The organism is Niabella yanshanensis, assembly GCF_034424215.1.
Classification (GTDB): domain Bacteria; phylum Bacteroidota; class Bacteroidia; order Chitinophagales; family Chitinophagaceae; genus Niabella; species Niabella yanshanensis.
In genome coordinates this window covers 1,335,785-1,359,503 of record NZ_CP139960.1, presented here as the reverse complement: position 1 = coordinate 1,359,503, position 23,719 = coordinate 1,335,785, and the positions used below count along the sequence as shown (strand labels likewise).

Below are 23,719 nucleotides of genomic sequence, written 5' to 3'. Positions count from 1 at the left end.
GATGAAAAAGAGTACAAGAATCATTATTACCATCCTGGCTGTTGTGGGTATACTGGCATTGATTGCTTATGTATTAACCAATAATAAAAAGAAAAATGAAGCCAAAACTGCTGTGGTAGCGGAAGCGAACAGTGCAATAGCTGTAAAGATCGACACGGTGAAAACAGCAGACCTGAATATCGATTTTAATGCCAACGGCATATTCGCAGCCGGTCAGGAGATCAATTTTGCTGCTGAGACTGCAGGTCGTGTGATCAGCGTGCTGGTAGATGAAGGTAGTTATGTAAGAAAGGGGCAAACCCTGGCCGTTATTAAAACGGATAACCTGGATGTAGATGTACAGAACGCCAATGAAGTGTATCAGAATGCATTGAAAGATAAAGAACGTTATGAGAGCGCTTTGAAAACAGGTGGGGTTACGCAGCAGCAGGTAGACCAGGCTGAACTGTCTTTAAAGAACGCAGCAGCAAGAGTAAGACAGGCCCGTATAAAAGTAACGGATGCCAACATCAGGGCCTCTATTAATGGTATTGTGAACAAACGTATGATTGAACCAGGCTCCGTTTTGTCTCCGGGAACACAGTTATTTGAAATTGTTGATGTATCTAAACTGACATTGGACGTAGCTGTTTCTGAACAACAGGTAGCTAATCTGCATATTGGTGATGTGGTGGACATTGCGGCAAGCGTATTCCCCGATAAAAAATTTGTAGGTAAAATAGAATTTATTGCGCCTAAAGCAGATGCCAACCTGAATTTCCCGGTAAAGATTGCGATCGCTAATAATGCAGGTCAATCTTTAAAGGCTGGTATGTATGGATCGGCTCATTTTGTATTTGCACAACAGGCGCCTGCCATACTGATACCGAGAGCTGCATTTGTAGGCAGTGTTAGCAGCAACGAAATATTTACAGTAAAAGAAGGAAAAGCTGTATTACGTAAAGTAGTAGCGGGCAGGATCTTCGGAGATAAAGTAGAAGTGCTGGAAGGACTGGCAGTTAATGAGCAGGTAATTGTTACAGGCCAAATCAATTTGGTGAATGGAAGTCCTGTATCAATCATCAAATAAGGGGCCAGAGGCTATTTATGCGATAGGATAAATGGTTCACTATACAGCTGGTTCCGGATGTTATAGTCCAATGATTTACTAAGAACAAAGGATATTAAATCCTATAAAATACTATAAATGAAAATTGCTGAATTATCCATTAAACGGCCCTCACTGGTCATAGTATTGTTTACAATACTCACCCTGGGAGGTATTCTCAGTTACACAACGCTTAATTACGAACTACTGCCCAAGTTTAGTCCATCGGTAGTTTCTGTTACTACGATCTACCCCGGCGCATCGCCGAGCGAAGTGGAGAATACGGTGTCGAGAAAAATAGAAGATGCGGTATCTTCTATGGAAAACATTAAAAAGATAGATGTAAAGTCTTATGAAAGTTTGTCTACAGTTATTATTACTTTAAATAGTGGTACCGATGTGGACTATGCCTTAAATGATGCGCAAAGAAAAGTAAACGCGATATTAAAAGATCTTCCTGATGATGTAGATCCTCCGTCTCTGAACAAGTTTTCATTAGATGATCTGCCGGTGGTTACTCTATCAGCTACTGCGAAACTCGATGAGGCGAGTTTCTTCGACCTGATGGATAAGCGGATCGGGCCGGTTATTTCCCGTGTGCCCGGTGTAGCTCAGGTAAACCTTATTGGTGGGCAGGAGCGGGAGATACAGGTAAGCTTTAATGCCGCAAAACTGGAAGCTAATGGTCTTTCCGTATTGCAGGTGCAGCAGGCGGTACTGGCAGCTAATCTTGATTTCCCGACGGGTAGCGTACAAACAAGAGATCAGGATATCCTGATCCGCCTAGCCGGTAAATTTAAAACAATTGATGAATTAAGAAACCTGGTGGTAAAAACTTCTGCTACCGGCGGACAGGTACGTTTAGCTGATGTGGCTGATGTTCAGGATGCCCAGAAAGATGTAGAAAAGCTGGCGAGGGTAAATAATGAATCATCAATCGCGTTACAGGTGTTGAAGCAATCGGATGCCAATGGTGTTAGTGTGAGCGAAGGGGTGCAGGCCATTGTAAACCGGCTGCAATCAGAATATGCCTCTTCGGGTTTGCAGTTAACCATCGCCAATGATGCTTCTGTTTATACGTTAGAATCTGCCGATGCGGTAATACATGACCTGATCCTGGCGATCATCCTGGTAGCCGTGGTAATGTTGTTTTTCCTGCATAGTATCAGAAACGCACTGATTGTGATGGTGGCCATACCTGCCTCTTTAATTGCAACATTTATAGGTATGAGCCTGCTGGGCTATTCTTTAAACCTGATGTCATTACTCGGTCTTTCATTAGTGGTAGGTATATTGGTTGATGATGCCATTGTGGTATTAGAGAATATTTACCGCCACATGGAGATGGGGAAAAACAAAGTGAGGGCTGCATTTGACGCCACCAAAGAAATTGGTTTTACGGTTACTGCCATTACATTAGTAATTGTGGTGGTGTTTATTCCTATAGCCATAAGTACAGGATTGGTGTCGGATATTTTGAGAGAGTTTTGTGTAACGGTAGCTTTGGCTACAGTACTGTCCTTATTATCTTCCTTCACCATTGTACCCTTGTTAAGCTCCCGTTTTGGTAAGCTGGAGCACATCACGGGGAAAAGCTGGTTTGGTAAAATAATACTGAGCTTTGAAAGAGGCTTGAACAAATTCACCGATGCTATCACCGGTATTTTGAAATGGAGTTTGAAATACAAGAAAACCACATTGGTTGCAGTATTTGTACTGCTGATCACATCTTTCTCCATGATCGGAGCAGGTTTTGTGGGTACGGATTTCTTTCCTAAAAGTGACAGGGGCGAGTTCCTGGTGCAGATAGAAATGCCGAAAGATGTTTCAATCGAACAAACCAACCAGATGACCCAAAGAGCAGAAGCATTTCTGAAAACCAAACCTGAAGTAACCAACCTGATTACAACAGTTGGTCAGAGTAGTGATGGTATGGGGGCATCACAGGCTACGGCTTATAAGTCGGAGATCAGCGTGCGTTTGGTGGAGAAAAAAGACAGGGAGGATGACGCTAATGTATACGCTGCTAAAACAAAGAGGGAGCTCGAAAAGATACTGGTAGGAGCCAAAGTAAAAACAGTACCCGTAAGTATTTTGGGCTCTGCGGAAAACGCGCCTTTAGGCCTCGTGGTAACAGGCCCTAACCTGGATAGTGTGATGCGTTTCGCCAATGCGGCCAAGGATAAACTGGCCGGTATCAAAGGTGCTACTGAAATTAAATTATCGGTAGAGACCGGGAACCCCGAGATCAATGTGCAGGTGGATAGGGATAAAATGGCTGCATTAGGCCTGAGTCTTCAAACCGTAGGTGCTACTATGCAAACGGCTTTTAGCGGAAATACCGATGGAAAGTACCGTGCGGGTGAATATGAATATGATATTAATATGCGCTATGGTGCTTTCAATCGTAAGAGCATTACCGATGTTAACAACCTTTTGTTTATGAATGAAAGGGGAGAGCAGATACGGTTATCTCAATTCGCTACAGTAAGAGAAAGTTCAGGACCGAGTATGCTGGAAAGAAGAGATAAAAGTACTTCAGTTACTGTGCAGGCGCAATCTGTTGGCCGTCCTACCGGTACTATTGCCGCGGAGTGGGGTGTTGCTATAGAAGATATCCAAAAACCTACGGGAGTCAACTATATCTGGGGTGGCGATATGGAAAATCAAAGTGAAGGTTTTGGTACCCTGGGTATCGCATTGTTGATTGCCATTGTATTGGTGTACTTAATCATGGTGGCTTTGTATGATAGTTTTGTATACCCGTTTGTGGTATTGTTCTCTATCCCTTTATCCATTATAGGTGCATTGCTGGCGCTGGCGCTCACCAATAACTCTTTAAATATATTTACCATATTGGGTTTGATCATGTTGATTGGTTTGGTGGCCAAGAATGCGATTATCCTGGTAGACTTTACCAATCAGCGAAAAGCAGAAGGTGAAACTACCTACAACGCGCTGATACAGGCGAACCATGCCAGGTTAAGACCCATCCTGATGACCACGATTGCCATGGTGATTGGTATGTTACCAATTGCATTGGCCAGTGGTGCGGGTGCGGAATGGAAGAACGGGTTGGCCTGGGTTATTATCGGAGGTTTATTGAGTTCGTTGTTCCTGACGCTGATCGTAGTTCCCGTGATGTACGCCATTTTTGACAAGCTGATCGCGCGATTCAATAAAAATAAAAAACAGGAATCTATTGAAGAACTGATGGTAGCCAATTATGAACACAGAGCGTTGAGTGAAGACGGTTTTACACCCACGCATTTATAAGTTTTGATGGTTAGGTTTTGATGGAGTAATGCCGTATCTGTAAAAAGATGCGGCATTTCTTTTGGATAAACTTTTTCAGAATTGTAATAAATGGTGATACCTTTAAACACGATTAAAGAAAGGAACATGAAAATCAGCTGCCCTGAATTGTCTGCCAAAGATATCCTCCTAAGACCTATTGTATCATCAGACCTGGATCAAATTTACCAGGGACTTTCTCATCCAGATGTGATCAGGTACTATGGTATCAGCTATAAAACACGCTCGGAAACCAAAGCTCAGATGGAATGGTATCAACAAATCCGGGAAGAGGGCAGTGGCGTTTGGTGGGCCATTGTATCTAAAGACGGCAATGGGTTTTATGGCGCCTGCGGGTTCAACAATTATTCAGAAGTGCATCGTAAAGCCGAGATCGGTTTCTGGTTGTTGCCGGAATATTGGGGACGTGGAATTATGGTGTCATCTGCCCGGCTTATCTGTGACCATGCCTTCACTAAAGTGGGAATACACCGCATCGAAGCCGTGGTAGAAACGGCTAATCATAATAGTAAGCGGGTAATGCAGAAGCTGTGCTTCGTGCTGGAAGGAACCCAGCAGGATGCTGAAGTGAAAAATGGCCGATTTATCAGCCTGGACCTGTATGCGCTTTTAAACAGGTAGAGACGTGGTGCCGTTCATTAGTTTTCAAATACGATCGTTTTATTATGATATACCAGCACTTTATCCTGTAATACCAATTGCAGTGCATTCGCCAGCACAGATTTTTCTATTTCCCTGCCCAGGCGTATCATATCTTTTACAGAATGGGTATGATTGACATATATGGTTTGTTGTGCAATAATAGGGCCGTCATCCAAAACATTAGTAACAAAATGGGCTGTGGCACCGATCAGTTTGACACCACGCTCATATGCCTGTTTGTAAGGATGTGCGCCTATAAATGCCGGCAGGAATGAGTGATGGATGTTTACAATCCTTGACGCATATTTTGAATTGAATTCCGGGGAAAGGATGCGCATGAATTTAGCCAGTATAATGTAGTCGAATTCGTAGGCAGCCAATGCTTCCTGTATCTCCTGTTCAAAAGCATGTTTTTCCTTTCCTTCGTGGCTGATGCAATGAAAAGGGATATCAAACTTTGTCGTTAAGGCTTCCAGGTTATTGTAGTTGCCGATAACGCACTGCACTTCTGCACCCAGGGTATTAAAATAATTTCTTAGTAGTATATCTCCCAGGCAATGATGTTCTTTAGTTACCAAAATAGCTATCTTCTTTTTTTCATAGGGTCTGATGCTGATCTCGGTGTCATCAGGAAGGCGGGCTTTGAGTTGTTGCTGTAGTTGCGCCGTATCAGTATCGCCCTGTATTTCCAGGCGGATGTAAAAGCGGTTTTCATCCACGTTTACAAACTCCTTCATAGAAATGATGTTCAGTCCGGCTGTTGCCATTACTGATGATATATCGGCCACCAGGCCCACACGATCGCTACACTGCAATAATATTACCATTAGTGATGATTGAGTTTTATTTCAAAGATGCGGCAAAGCTACTTAAATCTTCAAATATCAGGTTGATGTCAGGGTGAGGAAAAGATACTGCTTTGTTAGTGGTTGTTACAAAGACTGTATACATTCCTGTATAGCATCCAAACTTCATATCGCTCAGGCTGTTCCCAACAATAACAGATTTATTGACGTCAATATCCGGGAAATCTTTTATTGCCTGTACAGCCATACCGGGATTGGGCTTCCTTCCAAAAGAACGGTTGTCTGTATCAGTGCAGAAATAAATTTTTTCAATAGTTCCTCCTGCTTCCTGAATTCCCTGCAGCATTTTGGTGTTCATTGCCATCAGGTCATCGTATTGAATAATACCCCGACCCACACCACGCTGATTAGTTACCACGACAATTCGACCAAATATACCCGACAGCTTTTTAAAAAGCTCAGGCGAACCATCCGTAAAGCGAAACTCATCGGCTGTGGTAATATATCCTCCGGGGTTGTCGTGATTGATCACACCGTCTCTGTCCAGGAACAAGGTCCAGCTTTTGTCAATAGCAGCAAGATCCAGGTCAGGTTTGCTGAATTCTGATTGAGCCCGGTTATAGTCTTCCGGGATACCGATGTCAATGAAATAGGCATTCGTGCTGAGCCCTGAGAAGACATGTTCTCCGACAAATTTTTCCAGGTAATCTTTTTCAAAAGAAAATTTAACCGGGAAATTCCTTGCAAAGAACTTTTGCTTATTGATCAGGTACAGCCCCGCATTAATCAGGCCCGACTCATAGTACTGTTTTTCTTTAAAAGAAATGATCGTATCCTGCTCATTCAGTTCAACCACGCCATAGCGCTCAAATTGTTGCATTGGTTTTAAGGCCAGCGTGCATTCGGCCTTCTTGTTAAGATGTTGATCCAGCATCGCCGATGCATCAAACTTAAATAGGGTGTCGCCATTTGCCACAAATACATTATCTGTTTCAGCTTTCTCTAGTGCCAGTTGGATAGCGCCGCCGGTTCCCAATGGCTCATCTTCTATTACGTATTCATAACTGAGCGTAGGGAATTCATGTTGCAGCCAGTTTAGTATCACCTCATGCATATACCCCAGGCTGAAAATAATTTTTTTGATATCCTGCATGCGGAGGTAGTTCACTACATAGAACAAGAAAGGCTGACCTGCAACCGGAGCCATACATTTGGGCAGGTCAGGAACCGCAGATCGAAGGCGGGTACCGAGGCCGCCGGCTAAAATAATAGCCTCCTGTATGGGTCCTGATGCGATCACATTCCGGTTGATATCTGATGACACGACTAATTGTTTTAATAGTTAATTCCAGATCGATTGTACCCCGAACACTTCCAGGTTTTTGACTTCTATATTCGTTCCCCAAAAATGAAGTCCTTCGTTATTATCTTTTGTGCTTCTGCGTTCCATAGAGTAGGAGTAGGCACCGCCGTCAATGAACACTTCAATGGAGGTTCTGTCAATATAGATATCTGCAGATATCTCCATGCTGGTCATATCTTCCGGGGAATAAAAGACACCGTTTACCAGGTTGTGGTTCATGTCATAATCCAGTATCCGCTGGCCAAACAGGCTAAGACCCGCGCTGGTAGCATGTGACAAGCGAATGGTAGTTTTAATGCGAAGACGATCTTTATCGTTATAAGTCTTCAAATAATTGTTAGCTTGCCGGGCGCTGATATTGGTCCATTTATTCTGCGGAGTAAAAAGCTGGTTATATTCTTTTATAGGATTGCTGAAAACCCGCACACCATTTTTTGTGGTTTTCAAGGTCAGTTCGGTAGGCATCAGCATCTGGCCGTTAAAAGGCATACCCTGGTGAGAGATACGTCCCCAGCCAATCTGTATGCGTCTGCCATCAGCATCAGGCATATTGGTAATGGTTTGAGCAGCATAAATAGATCCGGTAGAGAAATAGTGTTTGCCTGATTCAGGCGTAAATTTTTTACCGTCAAAGCTGCCAATCATATAAGAATTAGAGGCGCCCAGCATTACCCATTTCTTTCGGCCGGGCTTATTATCAACAGGCAGCTCAAAAAGGTCAGGGCATTCCCAAAAACCGGTCGTATGGCTTTGGTAGGTCCAATCTTTTAAATTGATAGAAGTATAAATGGAATGGCCATCTCTTTCATTTAAAACCATCACCCAGTGCTTACCGGGTTCATACCAGGAAACTCTTGGGTCACGGGTGTCAACACTATTCCATTTCTCTTTGGAGTCAATAACCGGGTTGCCCTTGTATTTGGTCCAGGTTCGTCCTTTGTCAAGGCTGTAAGCAATACATTGCGTTTGCTTATGATCCGACGCAGCAGTATAAGCAGCAATCATAGCTGGCTGGCTTCCTTTATTGAATCCTGCACTGTTTTTATAATCCATTACTGTTGAGCCGGAGAACATAGTACCCAGGCTATCCGGACTTAATGCCAGCGGCAGTTCTTTCCAGTGTACCAGGTCGGTACTCACGGCATGTGCCCAATGCATGTTTTCCCATTCTTTTTCGTACGGATTATGTTGATAAAATAAATGATATTCCCCGTCGAAGTAAATAAGACCATTCGGATCATTGATCCAGCCTCTGCGTGTCGTAAAATGAAATTGCGGACGATTCCGTTCCTTGTATAAAGAATCCTGCCCGGCTATTTTATCATCCTGGTAGATCTGTTTAATGCCGGCAGAATTACCCTCATATTTGATCGTGATCGTTTTCCCTTTGAGATGGGTTACATCGCAAAAGACCCAATATTCCGGCTCTGTATCCGCCAGGCGGATCTTAAAAAACCGCTCCTGTTTGCCGCCTGTTTCAAACCGCATTTGTTTTCTATCGGCTTTTTGTGATACAGGCAGGTTCAGGTAAGTTTTAGTAATTGTAATGGTTGTATCGGCTGCATAAGCCGCTGCATTAATACCAAGCAGTAATCCTGCCTGGAGTAATCGCATAGAAATTTTTTTCATATAGGCTTGTGTTGTTATGGTATTGAAGTTAAATTATGAGGGACTGTGAGGTGGAATGAGTGCCTCAGAGGCTATTCAGCAAAGTATTTTTCCTCTACCAGTTGGCAAATAATATGACCCAGTAACATATGGCATTCCTGTATACGCGGGGTATCTGTAGAAGGTATATTAACCAGGTGGTCACTGAATGCTTTCATCGATCCACCGCTTAAACCTGTAAAGCCTATCGTGGTCATTTGTTTTTCGCGTGCCGTTTCAAATGCCTGTACAATGTTTTTTGAATTCCCGGATGTACTCAGACCAATCAGGATATCGCCAGGTTTGCCCAGGCCCTGTATCAGGCGTGCATATATCACATCGAAGCTGTAATCATTAGCCACTGCAGTAAGATATGAGGTGTTGCAGTGCAGCGCTTCTGCAGGTAAGGCTTTACGGTCTTTATAGAAACGGCCGCTGAATTCGGCAGCGAGATGTTGCGCATCAGCCGCACTGCCTCCATTGCCGCAGAAATAGACGCTGTTTCCATTTTTGAAGGCAGTAACAATAATATCTGTTACCCGGTTAACTGTTTGGATCAGTTCTTCATTTTCCAATACCAGTTGTTTGGTGGTAATGGACGATTGTATTAGTTCTTTTATTTGATTACTCATGGTTTATACACTCCAGGTTTTTAATCCGTGTTTAGTAAATTGGTAGTTGCGGTTAACACCACCAAATTGATCAAGGGTTTGTTGCACTTTATATTTGGTGTTACCAGGGCAGTAAAAAATCATAAATCCGCCGCCCCCCGCGCCGCTGATCTTCCCGCCGGTAGCGCCTGCTTCTTTTGCGGCGTAATAAATATCGTCTATCAATTGATTGTTAATGCCCTGGGCCATTTTACGCTTTTGCTCGAATCCAATATCCAGTATATGGCCTATTTCATGCAACTGACCTTTAAGTAAGGCTTCTTTCATCATTTGGGCCTGCTGTTTTAACTGGTGCATCGCCTCAATAGAAGTCTGCTTTTTTTCTGTTACATTTTTGCTTTGCTCTTCAATGATCTTGGCTGATTCCCTGCTGGTAGATGTATAGTATAAGAGCAGGTTATTTTCCAGTTCATCGAGGTAACGCTGCCTGATCCGGAGGGGATTAACGATTACTTTATCGCCGCTGTAAAATTCCATAAAATTAACCCCCCCAAAAGTAGCAGCGTACTGATCCTGACGGCCACCTGCCAGTTTAAGATCCGTTCTTTCTATCTCGTAAGCGTAGTGGGCAATGTCATATTCTCCTAAGGGAAGTTGCAACATTTCTGTAAAAGCGCCTACTATAGCAACTACCAGTGTAGATGAAGTGCCTAACCCTGATCCTGCCGGAGCGTCTACGAATGTGCTGAGTTTAAAGCCTCTTTTTTCAAAAGGGTAATCCTTTTGTATACGGTTGTATACACCTTTTAAAAGATCAAGATGTCCATCTATCGGCAAGGTTGGGTCCCAGCTAAAAGTAGCTGTTTCATTCCGGTCAAAAGCCTCCAGAACGATCTGGTCACTTTCCAGTAACTCTATAGTGGCATTAGCATTCAACGAAATGGTCGCATTTAATATCGCTCCCCCAAATTCATCACAATAGGGGCTTACGTCTGTTCCTCCTCCTGCTAAACCTATTCTAAGCGGTGCTTTACTTCTATGTATCATTTTTTTTTTAATGGTGATTTTTTTCTGTTCAAATAGTTCTCGGAGAAACTTGCTGACCGGTAACCTGCGATTAAGACGGGTGTTGGGACAATTTTGCAACAGGTCTTTCCCGTATTTCTCTCTGCGAGCTGGTTACTAACGCACGATAATTTACGTTCCAGAAATTGCTGTTATAAGTTAAAAGCATTTCTATCGCTGAATAGACAGTTGTAAAATGTGAACCCCAATAGTTATTTGCAACTTCAATCATAGTAAATTAAAAAAACAATAGGTTACTGTTCAGATAAGGTGAAGATCGCTTCCACAATATTTTTCCAGCTGTATTTTACTTTTTCGCTGCGAAGATGTGGAATAAAATGATCTTCTCCTAATTCGTAAAATTCTTTTATAGCATGTGCTATTGATGCAGGATCAGGTTCGCAAACCAGCCCTGATTTTCCATGCGGCACCAACGCCGGCAAACCACCCACATTCGTTACAATCATGGGCCTTTCAAAATGATAGGCCAGGGGGGTGACTCCGCTTTGAGTAGCGTTTTTATAAGGCTGTACCAGCACATCGGCCGCGCAGAGATAATACTTTACTTCACTGTCCGCAATGAAGTTGGTTTTCAGGATCAATTGGTTCCTGATGTCCAGCCGGTCAATTAATTCCTGGTACCCCTTTTCATCTTCGTAAAACTCCCCGGCAACCAGTAGTTTGAAATCAGGTATTGCCGGTTTTAGTTGCTGCACTGCCTGCAGCAAAATATCCAGGCCTTTGTATTTCCTTATAAATCCAAAAAACAGGATAATCTTACCGGTTGGCGGTATGCCCAGGTGTTCCCTGGCAGATTGTTTGGAAACAATGGGCCCGAAATTATCATATAACGGATGCTGCACTAATACTGCTTGCTTCGAGGTTGTAAAAGTTCTTAAATCCCTTAGTACTTTTTCACTCAGGGTAATAAAGCCGTCACAGGCTTTGAGAAAGTAACGGGTGAAGGGTTTATCTCCGGGTCTTTTTTCATGTGGGATAACATTGTCGGCAATACAGATGACCTTTGTATATTTATTCTTTTTAACCTGTCTGAGAATGGTGCCTAATGCCGGACCCATTAATGGCAACCAATAGCGAACTACAATAATATCTGCGCGTTCTTTTTTCAAACGCTGTCCTACTTTAAGCCAGTTCAGGGGGTTAATGGAATTAACGACGCTATATATGTTTATATTTTCAGGAGCCGGCTCATCGGTATACTGGGATTTCCCCGGAAAAAGGAAATCAGGATATTGCAGGCTAAAGGAATATATAACGCAGCTATGGCCCATAGCAATAAATTCTTTAGCAAGGCGATGGTTGAATGTTGTCATGCCGCCGCCGCGAAGCGGATGTGCCGGACCCAGAATAATTACTTTAGCCATATCGGTAGCAAATATAGTATTTGAATGAGTTAAGCCGAAAAGGCGGGTAAAAACAGAACCCAGGGAGATTTAATTGTCAATATTTTATGTTATTAGTAACGTTTTCTTTTCAATCTTCCAACTTGTAATCTTATCAACTATCAGTTACATTTGCGGCATGAGGCGCAGTTTAGAAGATAGCTACAGGCACAAAGGGCTTAGAAAGAAGCTCGTAGATACCGTTAGGGAAAAGGGGATAAAGGATGAAAATGTACTCGAAGCCATTAACAATGTGCCCCGGCATTTTTTCCTCGATTCTGCGTTTTTAGATGTCGCTTATGTCGATAAGGCTTTTCCGATAGGCGAAGGCCAGACGATTTCCCAGCCTTACACAGTGGCCTATCAAACCGAATTGCTGCAAATTCAAAAGAATGACAAAGTGCTGGAGATAGGCACGGGTAGTGCTTACCAGGCGGTTGTACTGGCTGCGTTGGGGGCCAAAGTATTTACCATTGAACGCCAGAAAAAACTGTTTGATGAAAATAAATTATTTGTTTATCTGAAACAGTACCCTAACATTAAGTTTTTTTACGGAGATGGATTCCAGGGACTTCCCACTTATGGTCCCTTTGATAAGGTAATTGTTACGGCCGCAGCGCCTGAGATACCACCCCGGCTTATCGAGCAGATGAAGGTGGGGGGGAAAATGGTGATCCCTGTAAATAACGGAGCCGCGCAACAGATGCGAAGAGTTACCAAACTGGAACAGGGAATAGAAGTAGAATATTTTGATAATTTCTCTTTTGTTCCTATGTTACAAGGTAAAAATGCTTAATACTTGCTGATGAAAGGAACGGTTCGCATCTTTTTTACCGGAATGTTAGTGAGCTTCCTGGGCACTTTACCGCTAGGTACGCTCAATATAGCAGCTATGCAGATTGCTATAACAGAGTCAGTGCGCAGTGCCATGTTGTTTTCGTTAGGAGCGCTTACAGCGGAGATGATTTACGTTAGAATATCACTGCTTGCGATGGATTGGGTAAGAAAGCAGGAAAAGATCTTTAAACTACTTGAATGGTTAACCCTGTTGATAGTCGTTGCCCTGGCTGTTACCAGCTTTATAGCAGCGGCACACCCTCATGAAAATAAGAACATCATCCTCAATAATAACTTACCTTCTTACTTGTTGGGAATAACAATGGGCGCAGTAAACCCCATGCAGATCCCTTTCTGGTTCGGCTGGAGCACCGTTCTCTTTACAAAAAAGATATTACTGCCCAATAAGCATCATTTTAATTTTTACACGATAGGTATTGGTATTGGAACGCTGATTGGGAATAGCCTCTTTATTTTTGGCGGACGGCTGATTGCCTCAAAAATTCAGAATAACCAGTCCGTAATGAACTATGTAATTGCGGGTATTTTCGTCGTCACCGCATTGGTTCAAATGTGGCGGATGTTTATCAAAAAGAAAAATGTCGTCGAAAAGATACATGACGAGGAGGAAAAGAGAGAAGACCCGGCACATCATTAAGAATGTTATTGTTTTCAATGAGCGGGGTATTGCGCTAATTCCTTTTGCATTTTGGCCTTCCAGTTTTTACCATTTCTCTGATCAAGGTAGTCCTGTGTTAACTGTTCATAATAAGCATCTCTTTCGGCATTAAACTAGTCTATGATACAGGTGGAAGTATGGTGTATGCCATATTTGGCCATAATGCTATCCCTTTTGAAGTAGTTGCTGTCAGGATGAGGAAGTCCATACGAAATATAATAGATGGCATCAGCCCGAATATCGCGCGCGGCCTGTTGTTTTGTATCCGATAAAAGCTCCTTTAAGCCGCTTCTTTTATTGTACAGTGTAATACCTGCTACTATGCCTATACTCATTATAGCAACAATATGTAAAGTCAATAATATCTTTAAAAAGCTTTTTTGAAAAGCGTATAATCCGGAGCCGATAAGGCTGAACGTAAAAGCTAGTAAAAGTAACGCAAAGTACAAGAGCAAAAATGATTTCCACTCAACCTGCTGTACGAGGGAAGCCGGGGCGAAGGGTGCGGGATAAAGAAAACCATAGTAGCTGGTTACTATTGCTGACCACAATACTATAAAGGCTATCCCGTTCAGTATTTTCCATTTTGTCATACAGTTTAGATGCCATCAGCAGCCGTTTTCCATATCGATTTGTATATGTATCTTAAAGCTGCTAAACGGCTTCTGTCCACTTATCCCGGTCATCGGGACTGAATTTCCAGGGCGCAAAATTATTTTCAACATTGCTGAACATGACGTTCCATTCCTGTGGTGCATTGCTTTCTTCCATTACCAGCTGGCGGCGCAATTGTAAAATAATATCCAGCGGGTTAATACTTACGGGGCATTCCTGCACGCAGGCATTACAGGTAGTGCAGGCTCTTAGCTCTTCTGTTGTTATATAATCGTGCAGCAAGCTTTTGCCGTCGTCCTTAAACTCTTTGTTTATGCTGATATTGTTTCCTACTTCTTCGGCCCGGTCGCGGGTATCCATCATTATTTTTCGGGGAGACAATTTCTTACCCGTCATATTAGCAGGGCAGGCTGCCGAGCACCGGCCGCATTCGGTGCATGAATAGGCATCCAGCAGGTTTTTCCAGCTCAGGTCCATCACATCTTTTGCACCAAATTTAGCAGGAGGGGCAGCATCGGCGGGAGCCAGCTCCGGTTGCATGGCGTACAATACTTCGTTTTGAACAGCGGGCATATTTTCCATTTTACCCATGGGCTCTAACCGGTTGTAATAGGCATTAGGGAAGGCAAGGATAATGTGCAGGTGTTTGGAGTAAGGCAGATAGTTTAAGAAAGTTAAAATGCCGGCTATGTGCAACCACCAACAGAGTCTTTCAATAAACCCTAATGTTGCATTGTTTAAGGGGTCCAGCCAGGGTTGCAGGTACTGCGAAATAACAAAATTACCTGTATTAGCTGCCGCGTAGTGTTCTACACCGCGATCCTGTAATAGCGTGTCTGATGCATTCATGGTCAAAAACAGGCTCATCAAAACTATCTCTGTGATTAAAATATAGTTGGCGTCGCTCCTGGGCCATCCATCGAGGTCTTTACTGGTAAACCGTCTGATCCGTACAATATTTCTCCGAACCAGGAATACGGCACAAGCCACGATCACCAAGAAAGCCAATATTTCGAATGCATTGATCAGGAAGGTATACAAACCACCCAGGAAGCCGGCAAACAACCGGTGCGTGCCGAGTATGCCATCCAGTACAATTTCCAGCACTTCAATATTGATAATAATAAATCCCGCATATACAAAAAAATGTAATATGCCTACAAGGGGATTGCGAAACATCTTTTTTTGTCCCAATGCCAGCAGCAATACATTATTCCAGCGCTGCGCGGGGTTATCTGTTATTTCTTCGTCCAGGCCAATATGGATGTTGCGGCGTATCTGAAATGCTTTTCTTGAAAAGAGAAACAAGGCAACCCCCAACAGTAACGCGAATAAAACTTGTTGTATTATTTCCATGGCAGATCAATTAGTTATCGATTCATTCAACCTCCTGCATAAAAACACTGTAGGTAGCTTTTCCAGATATAACCAACTGGTCGGGCTCTGACTAACAGCTTTTTCTGATGAAATAAGAATGTTTAAACAACTTTATTGCTAATTTACGCCATGTTGATGAGTATTTATATTTTTGTTGACGAAGATTAAGAGCGCTTTATATCGAAATAGAATAGCAGGGCTGTTAATTGAATATTTAAAACAGAAAAATGGCAAAGGAGAAAAGATATATTTTACAGAGCGATATTATAGAAAAGAAATTAAACCGCCTGGCACTGGAGATTATTGAAAATAATATCGAAGAAAAAGAGCTGGTGTTTGCAGGTATAGAGGAGAAAGGTGTATTGCTGGCAAAAAAATTACAAAAGATCGTAAAGAAATTCGCTGAGGTAAAAGTTGAATTGCTGACTATACAATTGGACAAATCCAAGCCTGAGGAAATTGAACTGAGCGCGAAAGGCGGTTTTGATGATAAAGTAATCATCATTATGGATGATGTGACCAATAGCGGGAGAACTTTGTTATATGCGATTAAACCTTTTTTAGCGTTTCATCCCAAAAAAATACAGACCCTTGTATTGGTAGAGCGTTCTCATACCCAATATCCGATCAGCGCCAACTATAAGGGCTTATCGCTGGCTACTACTTTGCAGGAGCATATTATTGTAGAAGCCACTGGTGATCATATTACGGGAGCTTATCTCGCATAAATGTATAAAACAAAACAGCCTGCATCAAAGTGCAGGCTGTAAAAATATCCCGGATATTTATTGGTCGATCGACCCCATCACTTTTTTCATAAAACCGTTCAAAGCGTCCTTCTCTGTTTCCCCTGCTGCTACCATTTCATGTACTTCCAATGCACCACAGCAATTAGAGATCAGTTCGCCTATCACATCTAATTCATCTTCTTTAATAGAAGATGCTTCACTAATGCTTTCCAGCACTGCTATTGCATTTTCTATTTGCTCTGCAGAGCAGTTCCTTTGTATCTGTCTAATTACCGGTAACTTCATTGATCAGGTTTTTTAATTGGTCTTCTTTATTTGTTTGTACCTGGTTTACCAACGTACCGTTATTGAAGCCGGCAAAGGTAGGCAGGTTGTTAACCGCAGCCAGCTTCCGGCTTAAAGGGAACTTTTCAGCGTCGGCAATCACGAACACGGTAGATTCATGCTCACCCGAAAGTCTTTTAAATTTCGGTTTCATTAAACGGCAGTTACCGCACCAGCCGGCCGAGTATTGCACTACCACTTTAGGATGCTGTGCAACAATTGCTTCCAGGTTATCCTGTTCCAGTTCTATTAACATCAATATTCTTTTAGTTTCTTGAAAAATATTCAGTAACGCCTTCATTAGTCGCTTTCATTGCAGCTTCACCTTCTTCCCAGTTGGCAGGGCAAACCTCGCCATATTGCTCCACGTGTAATTGGGCATCCAGCAGGCGAAGATATTCGTCTATATTACGGCCCAGCGGCAAATCGTTAATAGACTCATGACGCACGATGCCTTCTTTGTCAATCAGGAAAGTACCACGGAAGGCTACGGGAGCACCGTTGAAAGACCACTGCCTTGTATCATTATTAAAGAAATATTCACCGGCTAACACACCGTAATTCATCGCAATGGTTTTAGCGGCATCTGCTATGATAGGGTAGGTTACCCCTTCAATGCCACCGTTTTCCTTTGGAGTAGTTAACCAGGCCAGGTGGGTTTCCTCGGTGTCGGTTGAGCAACCGATTACCACTGCATTTCTTTTTTCAAATTCAGCCAGTTTTTCCTGGAATGCATGAATTTCGGTAGGGCATACGAAAGTAAAATCTTTTGGATAGAAAAACAGGATGACGTGTTTTTTGCCCAGGTATTGGTCTAGTGAAAAGTTATCTACGATCTCTTCGCCATTGATCACTGCGCCCGAGATAAAGTGAGGCGCTTTTTTGCCTGTTAATGCCATTTGTATAAGTTTTATAAATTAAAAATCAATAATGATCTTCTCACTATGGCGGCAAATCGTTGACGGCGCAAAAGTATCTCAATCGCCGGTTGCATCAAACATTTTCCATCAAAATCTCTATTGGAATTATTAATAATGGTATAGATAAAATCTATTTTTATTTAATTTATTATAGCTTTTGGCAATGGGTATGCAGGAGTTGAAGCCCTAACATTTTAAACTATTCTCAGTTTTTTATTTGAGTTAAAAAAAATAACAAGTTAAGGATCGTTAAGATTGGGTATAACGTTCATCATTGAACACTTAATGTCCTTAATTCCTAAATGGTTTAATAATAATTTGATTTTAAAACAGCTCCCTGCAAAGCTCCGCATTGATCATACTCCCGGCCATATTGCCGGTATATACGGCATTAGCAACAGATCGCATAGGAGAAGCGCTATCGCCGCAGGCAAAAACATCCGGTACACTGGTTTTTTGAAAGCTATCTGTTTTGATATGCCCTTGCTCCGTTAGCTCACATTCCAGCTGCGATGGAATATCAGAATGCTGAACAAATGGGATGGCGGCATATACCGCATCAAATGGTTGTATGCTTCCATCTTCAAAAACCAGGTGTTGCACCTGGCCGTTTACATGTTGTATGGTTGTGATCTTATTTTCAATAATGGATATATTATGTTTCCCGAATTTCTCTAGCTGGTCTGTTTCAAAAGCGGCAGGGCCGTTGCTTAAAATAGTTAATTGGTTCGTAAGATTGCGCACCAGCATGGCCAGGTGAGCGGCTCTTTCTCCATTAGCCATAATAGCTGTTTGCTGATGACGAAACTCATACCCGTGGCAATAGGGGCAATGAATAACAGAAATACCCCAGCTTTCAGAGAAACCCTTAATATCCGGATGAATATCATGAATCCCTGAAGCGATAATCAGCTTTTTTGCTGTAAACGATTGTTGTGTTTTCGTAGTAATTTCAAAACCGTTTTCGAGTCGTTGGGCGTTGGTGGCAATACCCTCTATAAATTGGACCGTAGGATATTGCAGTACCTGCTCTTTGGCTATGGTAGCTATTGCTTTCGGCGTTTCACCATCCCTTGTTAAAAAATTATGGGAATGCGGTGTTTGCCGGTTGCAGGGTAACCCGCTGTCTATTACTAAAACATTGCGAAGAGAGCGGCCCAGGGTCATAGCTGCAGATAAGCCGGCATAGCTGCCCCCGATTATAATAACGTCAAAATTTTCCATAACTGTCTTTAAGCAAAGATAGCTGATAAAATTAAAAAATGCAACATAGTTGCAATAAATTTATTAATGATGCTGTTTATTCAAAAGCTGGAAACCTTAATTTTTTTACCAGGTCACCGGCAATCATAGCCTCCATACCATAAACTGCAGCAGCTTTATCACCTGCCAGGCCGTGCAGGTAAACGCCCATGATAGCTGCTTCAGCCGCCGTATAACCTTGTGCAAGCAAACCTGTAATAAGGCCTGTTAATACATCGCCGCTGCCACCGGTGGCCATACCTGCATTACCCGTTGTATTAAAATAGCCTTTACCGGCGGGCGTTGCAATAAATGTGCGATGACCTTTTAATATAATAATGATCTTCAGGTGGCTTGCCTGCTCAAGCGCTGTTTCTATTCTTTCAAAGTCGTTGGATTGCTCGCCAAAAAGGCGGCTGAATTCTTTGGGGTGAGGCGTGATGATACTATTCTCGGGGAGGAGGTTTAACCAGGGTTTATTCTCAGACAATATATTCAGCGCATCTGCGTCCAGTACCAGGGGCTGGGAATAGCTGTTAAAAATGTGTTGTAGTAGCTTTTGTGTGGATGGGTGAGTGCCTGTGCCTGGCCCGATACCGATGGCTGAATAACTTTTAAGCGGATACTGGATCGTGGTAATCATTTCTCCATCGGGATCTGTCTGGCACATTGCCTCAGGAGCACTGGTTTGGATAATGTTGACGCCTTTGCCCGGAACATGTGCGGTTACCAGTCCTGCACCGCTTCGCAGGCAGGCTTTAGTGCTTAAAACGGCCGCACCCATTTTACCGTAGCTTCCTGCTATTATAAGAGCGTGCCCAAAATTACCCTTATGCGCATAGTTTTCCCTGGTTTTATAAAAAGAAGCAAATAGCGTCTTTTCTGTTAATTCATACTTGGACTCTACTGTTGTAAGATATGCGGGGGCCAGACCGATATCGAGTACGTGAACCTGTCCGAAATGCCCCGCATTGCAGGGCATCAGCAAGCCCAGCTTAAAGATTTGAAAGGTCAAAGTGTGGTTGGCCTGAATAATAGGGGTAGTGCCTGAATAGGTGTCGCTTTGCAATCCCGAAGGCATGTCAATGGCAATTACTTTGTTAGACTGAGCATTGATAAAGCTAACGATCTCTCCCGTAAATCCTTCTATGGGTCTGTTGATGCCCGTCCCCAGTAAGGCATCGATTATGATCGCTGACGGATCAGGCGGAGGGGGGAAGGTTCCGGAAGTCAATTCGATGATATTGGCCCCGGGAATTGCTTTTAGTCTTTCAAGATTGGTGGTAAAATCCCGGCTTGCTTTGCCGGCCGCGTTTACTATAAATACTTTCACAGGAATCCGCATCAGCATCAATAGTCTCGCAATAGCCAGGCCGTCTCCGCCATTATTGCCCGTGCAGCAGAAGATGTCAAAGGAATGTGTCGGAAACTGCCTTCTAATCCAATCCCGGCAAGCCCTTGCGGCTCTTTCCATAAGATCAATGGAGCTGATGGGCTCGTCTTGGATAGTATACTGGTCCCATTCCCTTATTTGAGATGCATTGAGTAATTTCATGGCCTATAGTTGAGCATTAAAGATAAATAAAGCGCTCTAATGCTTATGAGACCATCCTGCTTAACTAGCTTTTTTTCTTTTTGACCGGTTCGGTCTTTTTTAATGTGGTAGTCGTTTGTTTTTTAGTGGCTGGCTTCACAACTTTAGTAGTTTTAGCTGCAGGTTTCGTAGCGGGCGCTTTTGCTTTGGGTGTTGTTTTTGGCTTTGCTACAACTTTAGGTCTGGTGGCTGCTTTTATCTTGTTGTTTTTTTGGGGAGCCTCTTTTACAATTTTAGCCGGCGGTGGTGATACAGGCTTTTTCTTTTGCACGGCTACCGGCTGAGGTGTAATAGTGGGCTCTTCTTCCGCCTGTGTATCATTTTGCATGTAATCTCCAAATACATTATAAGCCAGTTTGGCTGCTTTATAAATATTAGTATTATACTGGTTGCCCAGAATAATGATCACGGCTTTTTCGTCAGTTAGCCTGGCAAAAGCCGGGCTGAATCCATGCCATTTACCATTGTGATAAATCACTTTTTTGCCATTGGGCAGGTTTAATAAACGCCAGCCCAGGCCATAGTTGTGTGTAGACGGCGTTTCGTTACTAAGCGGTTGGTAGGCAGAGTCCAGCAGGCTTTGCCTGATGAATGCATCATTGTATAAAGCGGCATCCCATTTCATCATATCGCGGGGTGTACTATAAATATTTTTGTCGCCGTAAGTATGATCAAAAATATCCTGGTCCCATATGACGCCCGATGGTTTATAAGACATCATCACCCGTCCGCTATCGGTGGGTGTGTAAACGAAAGTGTGTTTCATGCCAAGGGGACTGAAGATATTTTCGCTGAGGTATTGTGGGTAGGGTGTACCGGTTACTTTTTCAATGATCAAAGCCAGCAATACATAGTTGGTGTTACAGTAGCTAAAACGGGCGCCGGTACGATAACTAAGGGCCGGCTTATATTGTATCAGGAAATTAAGCACGTCATTATTAGTAACCATTTTTTGAGCAGGCCACTTCTCCTTGTCCTCCATGATATATAAATAATTGGGCAGGCCGCTTCTATGGCTGAGCAGGTCTTTTACTGTTACACCGGGGTAAGGAAAGCCTGGGAAGTATTGCGCGAGGTCGTCAGTAAGATGCACTTTTCCCTGTTGTACTAATTTTAAAATAGTAACACCGGTAAAGGGTTTGCTGGTCGAAGCCAGGTGGAAAGAGGAGCTGTCGGTGATTGGAGTGATCTTTGCTTTGGGATCTGTAAATCCCACATATTTTTCATACAGAATGTTCCCACCTTTGGCAACCAATATCGCACCGTTGAAATTACGGTTGATCAGCTGCTTGTCGAAGAGCTCATTCAGTTTTGTTTGGTACAGGACGAGCTCACCTTCTTTTAATTTTTCGGGAGCTGGGAGTGCAATGCCCAGGGCTGTAGAATCTTCCTTACTGAGTGTAGGGCTGGAAGAGCCTGATTTACAGGCAATCAATATAAAAGCCAGGCCAACGAAAACAATAAATCTTCTCAATATATTTCCTTTTAAGCCTGCAAATGTAATTGTATCGGTTTTTTAATTCTCCTATCTGAATAAATATTTCGCGATTTTAACAAGCTATAAAAGGAAAAGACCCCGGTTGGATTATCGAAAGGAATACGAAATAACATCTTTGTTCGTTAGTAAACTGGCCGTAAAGAAAGACAGTGGTAAAGAGGCGTTTGGTAAATGGGTGGGAATATGTACAAAGAAGTTATATGCATCTGACCCCGATCGGCTGATGCATTATTAATGAGATAGGTAGGACGTGCCTTAGCCAATAGTACCATAATCCCTTACCTGGCAGAAATTAGCTCCGGTTGCGATGAAAAGAATCCGCCCATGAAATGTGCCTGCGCCTCTGCCGGGATCAAAGAAAAGAAACTGGGTTTGTGCGCCTCATACGGAGTCTGAATTAGCGCCGGAAAAACGAGTCAAGCAGTTGTTCAAACGGGCTATGTGCATTAAGAGATGATGGAAAATGATTAGGTTGAGCTTGTAAAATTGCCGACGAATGGCTTAACTTCATTGAAGTTTCTTTATGTGTTACGATTTTTTCTTTAAAATCTTTTTGGCCCTTGATCGGAAAGCAGGTGCGGCATTGGGCATTCTTACTTCTACTATTGTCTTTAGCTCGAATAATATTTCCGGGTACAGTTTAGTGAGCTTTTCGAGTATACCTAATGCGTAAGCCTGCGCTGCGATGGTTTCATCCGGATCGGCTATATATTGGAAACAACTATCCATGAGCACGCCATGATAATCTTCAGGTATTTCGGGAAGCTGATCGAATATGCGTAGTATATTTCTTCTTACTGCAGCAGGTTGCCCCGGAGCATTAAGTTGCTTTATAATTTTCTTATAATGTTTTTTAATCAACTGCGGTTGATTAATGGCTGCATAACTTAAAGGCCACGCAGCTCTTTGAACAATACGGTAGTCCTGATGTGTAAGAAAGACGCTTAGCAGTTCATCGAAGTGTTTTTGGTTATCGCTTACCCAGTTTACCACTTCATCTGCTTGTTCTTTTGAGTAGCCTCTTTGTAATAGTATATTCAGGTTCATAGCGCCAAAATAAAAAAAAAGTAGAAAAATTTTTTTAAAATTGTTTGGCTATTAATTTTTACGCTCCTATATTTGCACTCCCAATTTGAAAGGATCGGTAGTTCAGTTGGTTAGAATGCCGCCCTGTCACGGCGGAGGTCGCGGGTTCGAGTCCCGTCCGGTCCGCAAAAAGGCTCTGAGTAATCGGAGCCTTTTGCTTTATAACCCTTAAAGACACCCCTCCTGATGCCTCACTATGTTTATATTATCAAAAGTTTGAAAGACGGCACTTATTATAAGGGATATACAGCGGATTATGAGCGCAGGATTAGCGAGCACAATGAAGGACTATCAACATTTACATCGTCAAAATGTCCATGGGTGTTGATTTATGTTGAATTGCATTCGGACAAAAAATCTGCTCTTATAAGAGAAAAGGAATTAAAGAAATGCAAGAAAGAGTATTTCGAATGGCTGGTTACGCAGCCTACCAATCTTTTAGGCTAAGGGCCTGTCACGGTCCCGGCTGAGCCGGGACGGGTTCGAGTCCCGTCCGGTCCGCAAAAAGGCTCTGAGTAATCGGAGCCTTTTGCTTTATAACTCTTAAAGACACCCCTCCTGATGCCTCACTATGTATTTACATGGATCAAGTTGAATATTTGGGGATCAATTCAAATTGGGGGATTGTTCACTTCCTATCGTCAACGCAATACAATTGCTCCAAAAGTTAGCAAACCTGAAGCCAGCCATTATTTGCTTTGGTCACGGACCGGTATGCGAAATATAGGTAGGAGATTTGAGTATTTTGCGCGAAATTCAGCGAAGCTGTTTAGTGATATAATTTTGTAGTATTTATTAAATGGGTAGCTATAAATGGTTCCCTCCTTTACGTCGGTATTATAGGTATCATAACGCATAT

At 42.8% G+C, this 23,719-nt stretch carries 23 protein-coding genes, 1 tRNA gene and 1 pseudogene; 9 read left to right on the top strand and 16 right to left on the bottom strand.

The genetic code is table 11. The features are described from left to right. Position 1: 1 nt before the first annotated feature. The 3 genes from U0035_RS05295 to U0035_RS05285 all read left to right on the top strand — a co-directional run bounded on the left by U0035_RS05295 (position 2) and on the right by U0035_RS05285 (position 5,023). Positions 2–1,069 carry an efflux RND transporter periplasmic adaptor subunit gene (locus U0035_RS05295; RefSeq protein ID WP_114788992.1) on the top strand — a complete coding sequence of 356 codons (1,068 nt, stop codon included), beginning with the start codon at positions 2–4 and terminating at the stop codon, positions 1,067–1,069. A 117-nt stretch (positions 1,070–1,186) separates the two neighbouring features. Beyond that, positions 1,187–4,363, top strand: a complete 3,177-nt coding sequence (locus U0035_RS05290) for an efflux RND transporter permease subunit (protein ID WP_114788991.1) — start codon at positions 1,187–1,189, stop codon at positions 4,361–4,363. A 126-nt stretch (positions 4,364–4,489) separates the two neighbouring features. Then, positions 4,490–5,023 (top strand): GNAT family N-acetyltransferase, encoded by a 534-nt coding sequence (locus U0035_RS05285; protein WP_114789680.1) that lies wholly within the window; start codon positions 4,490–4,492, stop codon positions 5,021–5,023. A 17-nt stretch (positions 5,024–5,040) separates the two neighbouring features. Here U0035_RS05285 and purU read toward each other — a convergent pair whose 3' ends face one another. The 6 genes from purU to U0035_RS05255 form a co-directional block, all read right to left on the bottom strand. Further along, complete coding sequence (purU, locus tag U0035_RS05280) at positions 5,041–5,871, bottom strand: formyltetrahydrofolate deformylase (RefSeq protein ID WP_114788990.1); 831 nt, start codon at positions 5,869–5,871, stop codon at positions 5,041–5,043. A 16-nt stretch (positions 5,872–5,887) separates the two neighbouring features. Next, the gene (locus U0035_RS05275; RefSeq protein ID WP_245957552.1) at positions 5,888–7,174 is read right to left on the bottom strand and encodes an HAD-IIIA family hydrolase; all 1,287 of its coding nucleotides are present in this window, start codon (positions 7,172–7,174) and stop codon (positions 5,888–5,890) included. Positions 7,175–7,192: 18 nt separating this feature from the next. Further along, the gene (locus U0035_RS05270; RefSeq protein ID WP_114788989.1) at positions 7,193–8,842 is read right to left on the bottom strand and encodes a glycoside hydrolase family 32 protein; all 1,650 of its coding nucleotides are present in this window, start codon (positions 8,840–8,842) and stop codon (positions 7,193–7,195) included. Positions 8,843–8,913: 71 nt separating this feature from the next. Next, positions 8,914–9,492, bottom strand: coding sequence for a D-sedoheptulose-7-phosphate isomerase (locus U0035_RS05265; protein WP_114788988.1), 579 nt, complete (start codon positions 9,490–9,492; stop codon positions 8,914–8,916). A 3-nt stretch (positions 9,493–9,495) separates the two neighbouring features. Next, a complete protein-coding gene (locus tag U0035_RS05260; RefSeq protein WP_114788987.1) occupies positions 9,496–10,518 on the bottom strand; it encodes a GHMP family kinase ATP-binding protein in 1,023 nt (340 codons plus the stop codon). 272 nt (positions 10,519–10,790) lie between these two features. After that, entirely contained in the window at positions 10,791–11,921 is a 1,131-nt protein-coding gene (locus U0035_RS05255; protein WP_114788986.1) for a glycosyltransferase, read from the bottom strand. Between the two features lie 157 nt (positions 11,922–12,078). Between U0035_RS05255 and U0035_RS05250 the strand changes: the two genes are divergently transcribed. Then, positions 12,079–12,735, top strand: a complete 657-nt coding sequence (locus tag U0035_RS05250; RefSeq protein ID WP_114788985.1) for a protein-L-isoaspartate(D-aspartate) O-methyltransferase — start codon at positions 12,079–12,081, stop codon at positions 12,733–12,735. 9 nt (positions 12,736–12,744) lie between these two features. Next, positions 12,745–13,434, top strand: a complete 690-nt coding sequence (locus U0035_RS05245; RefSeq protein WP_114788984.1) for a LysE family translocator — start codon at positions 12,745–12,747, stop codon at positions 13,432–13,434. A gap of 14 nt (positions 13,435–13,448) precedes the next feature. On the opposite strand, the pseudogene U0035_RS23070 reads toward U0035_RS05245, so the two are convergent. The 3 genes and pseudogenes from U0035_RS23070 to U0035_RS05235 all read right to left on the bottom strand — a co-directional run. Then, a pseudogene (locus U0035_RS23070) lies at positions 13,449–13,538 on the bottom strand (hypothetical protein); the annotation flags it as partial. Between the two features lie 30 nt (positions 13,539–13,568). Next, positions 13,569–14,048, bottom strand: a complete 480-nt coding sequence (locus tag U0035_RS05240) for a hypothetical protein (protein WP_114788983.1) — start codon at positions 14,046–14,048, stop codon at positions 13,569–13,571. Positions 14,049–14,109: 61 nt separating this feature from the next. Further along, a complete protein-coding gene (locus U0035_RS05235) occupies positions 14,110–15,426 on the bottom strand; it encodes a 4Fe-4S dicluster domain-containing protein (RefSeq protein WP_114788982.1) in 1,317 nt (438 codons plus the stop codon). A 248-nt stretch (positions 15,427–15,674) separates the two neighbouring features. Between U0035_RS05235 and U0035_RS05230 the strand changes: the two genes are divergently transcribed. Beyond that, positions 15,675–16,175, top strand: coding sequence for a phosphoribosyltransferase family protein (locus U0035_RS05230; RefSeq protein ID WP_114788981.1), 501 nt, complete (start codon positions 15,675–15,677; stop codon positions 16,173–16,175). A gap of 57 nt (positions 16,176–16,232) precedes the next feature. Here U0035_RS05230 and U0035_RS05225 read toward each other — a convergent pair whose 3' ends face one another. The 6 genes from U0035_RS05225 to U0035_RS05200 all read right to left on the bottom strand — a co-directional run bounded on the left by U0035_RS05225 (position 16,233) and on the right by U0035_RS05200 (position 21,750). Next, on the bottom strand, positions 16,233–16,481 hold the full coding sequence (locus U0035_RS05225) for a DUF6952 family protein (RefSeq protein ID WP_114788980.1): 249 nt from the start codon (positions 16,479–16,481) through the stop codon (positions 16,233–16,235). Then, complete coding sequence (locus tag U0035_RS05220; RefSeq protein WP_114788979.1) at positions 16,462–16,776, bottom strand: thioredoxin family protein; 315 nt, start codon at positions 16,774–16,776, stop codon at positions 16,462–16,464. Before U0035_RS05220 ends, U0035_RS05225 begins: the two co-directional genes overlap by 20 nt. A gap of 10 nt (positions 16,777–16,786) precedes the next feature. Then, on the bottom strand, positions 16,787–17,419 hold the full coding sequence (locus U0035_RS05215) for a peroxiredoxin (protein ID WP_114788978.1): 633 nt from the start codon (positions 17,417–17,419) through the stop codon (positions 16,787–16,789). 345 nt (positions 17,420–17,764) lie between these two features. Then, positions 17,765–18,664: an NAD(P)/FAD-dependent oxidoreductase gene (locus U0035_RS05210; protein WP_114788977.1), complete on the bottom strand. Its 900-nt coding sequence runs from the start codon at positions 18,662–18,664 to the stop codon at positions 17,765–17,767. Between the two features lie 76 nt (positions 18,665–18,740). Further along, complete coding sequence (locus U0035_RS05205; protein WP_114788976.1) at positions 18,741–20,237, bottom strand: NAD(P)H-hydrate dehydratase; 1,497 nt, start codon at positions 20,235–20,237, stop codon at positions 18,741–18,743. A gap of 64 nt (positions 20,238–20,301) precedes the next feature. Next, complete coding sequence (locus U0035_RS05200) at positions 20,302–21,750, bottom strand: serine hydrolase domain-containing protein (protein ID WP_245957550.1); 1,449 nt, start codon at positions 21,748–21,750, stop codon at positions 20,302–20,304. Between the two features lie 106 nt (positions 21,751–21,856). Between U0035_RS05200 and U0035_RS05195 the strand changes: the two genes are divergently transcribed. After that, a complete protein-coding gene (locus U0035_RS05195) occupies positions 21,857–22,009 on the top strand; it encodes a hypothetical protein (RefSeq protein WP_327138726.1) in 153 nt (50 codons plus the stop codon). 293 nt (positions 22,010–22,302) lie between these two features. Here U0035_RS05195 and U0035_RS05190 read toward each other — a convergent pair whose 3' ends face one another. Continuing rightward, positions 22,303–22,821: a HEAT-like fold family protein gene (locus U0035_RS05190; protein ID WP_114788975.1), complete on the bottom strand. Its 519-nt coding sequence runs from the start codon at positions 22,819–22,821 to the stop codon at positions 22,303–22,305. Between the two features lie 91 nt (positions 22,822–22,912). On the opposite strand from U0035_RS05190, the gene U0035_RS05185 reads away from it, so the two are divergent. Both U0035_RS05185 and U0035_RS05180 read left to right on the top strand, forming a co-directional pair. Continuing rightward, positions 22,913–22,986, top strand: a tRNA-Asp gene (locus U0035_RS05185). 60 nt (positions 22,987–23,046) lie between these two features. Then, the gene (locus U0035_RS05180) at positions 23,047–23,307 is read left to right on the top strand and encodes a GIY-YIG nuclease family protein (RefSeq protein ID WP_114788974.1); all 261 of its coding nucleotides are present in this window, start codon (positions 23,047–23,049) and stop codon (positions 23,305–23,307) included. Positions 23,308–23,719 lie beyond the last annotated feature (412 nt).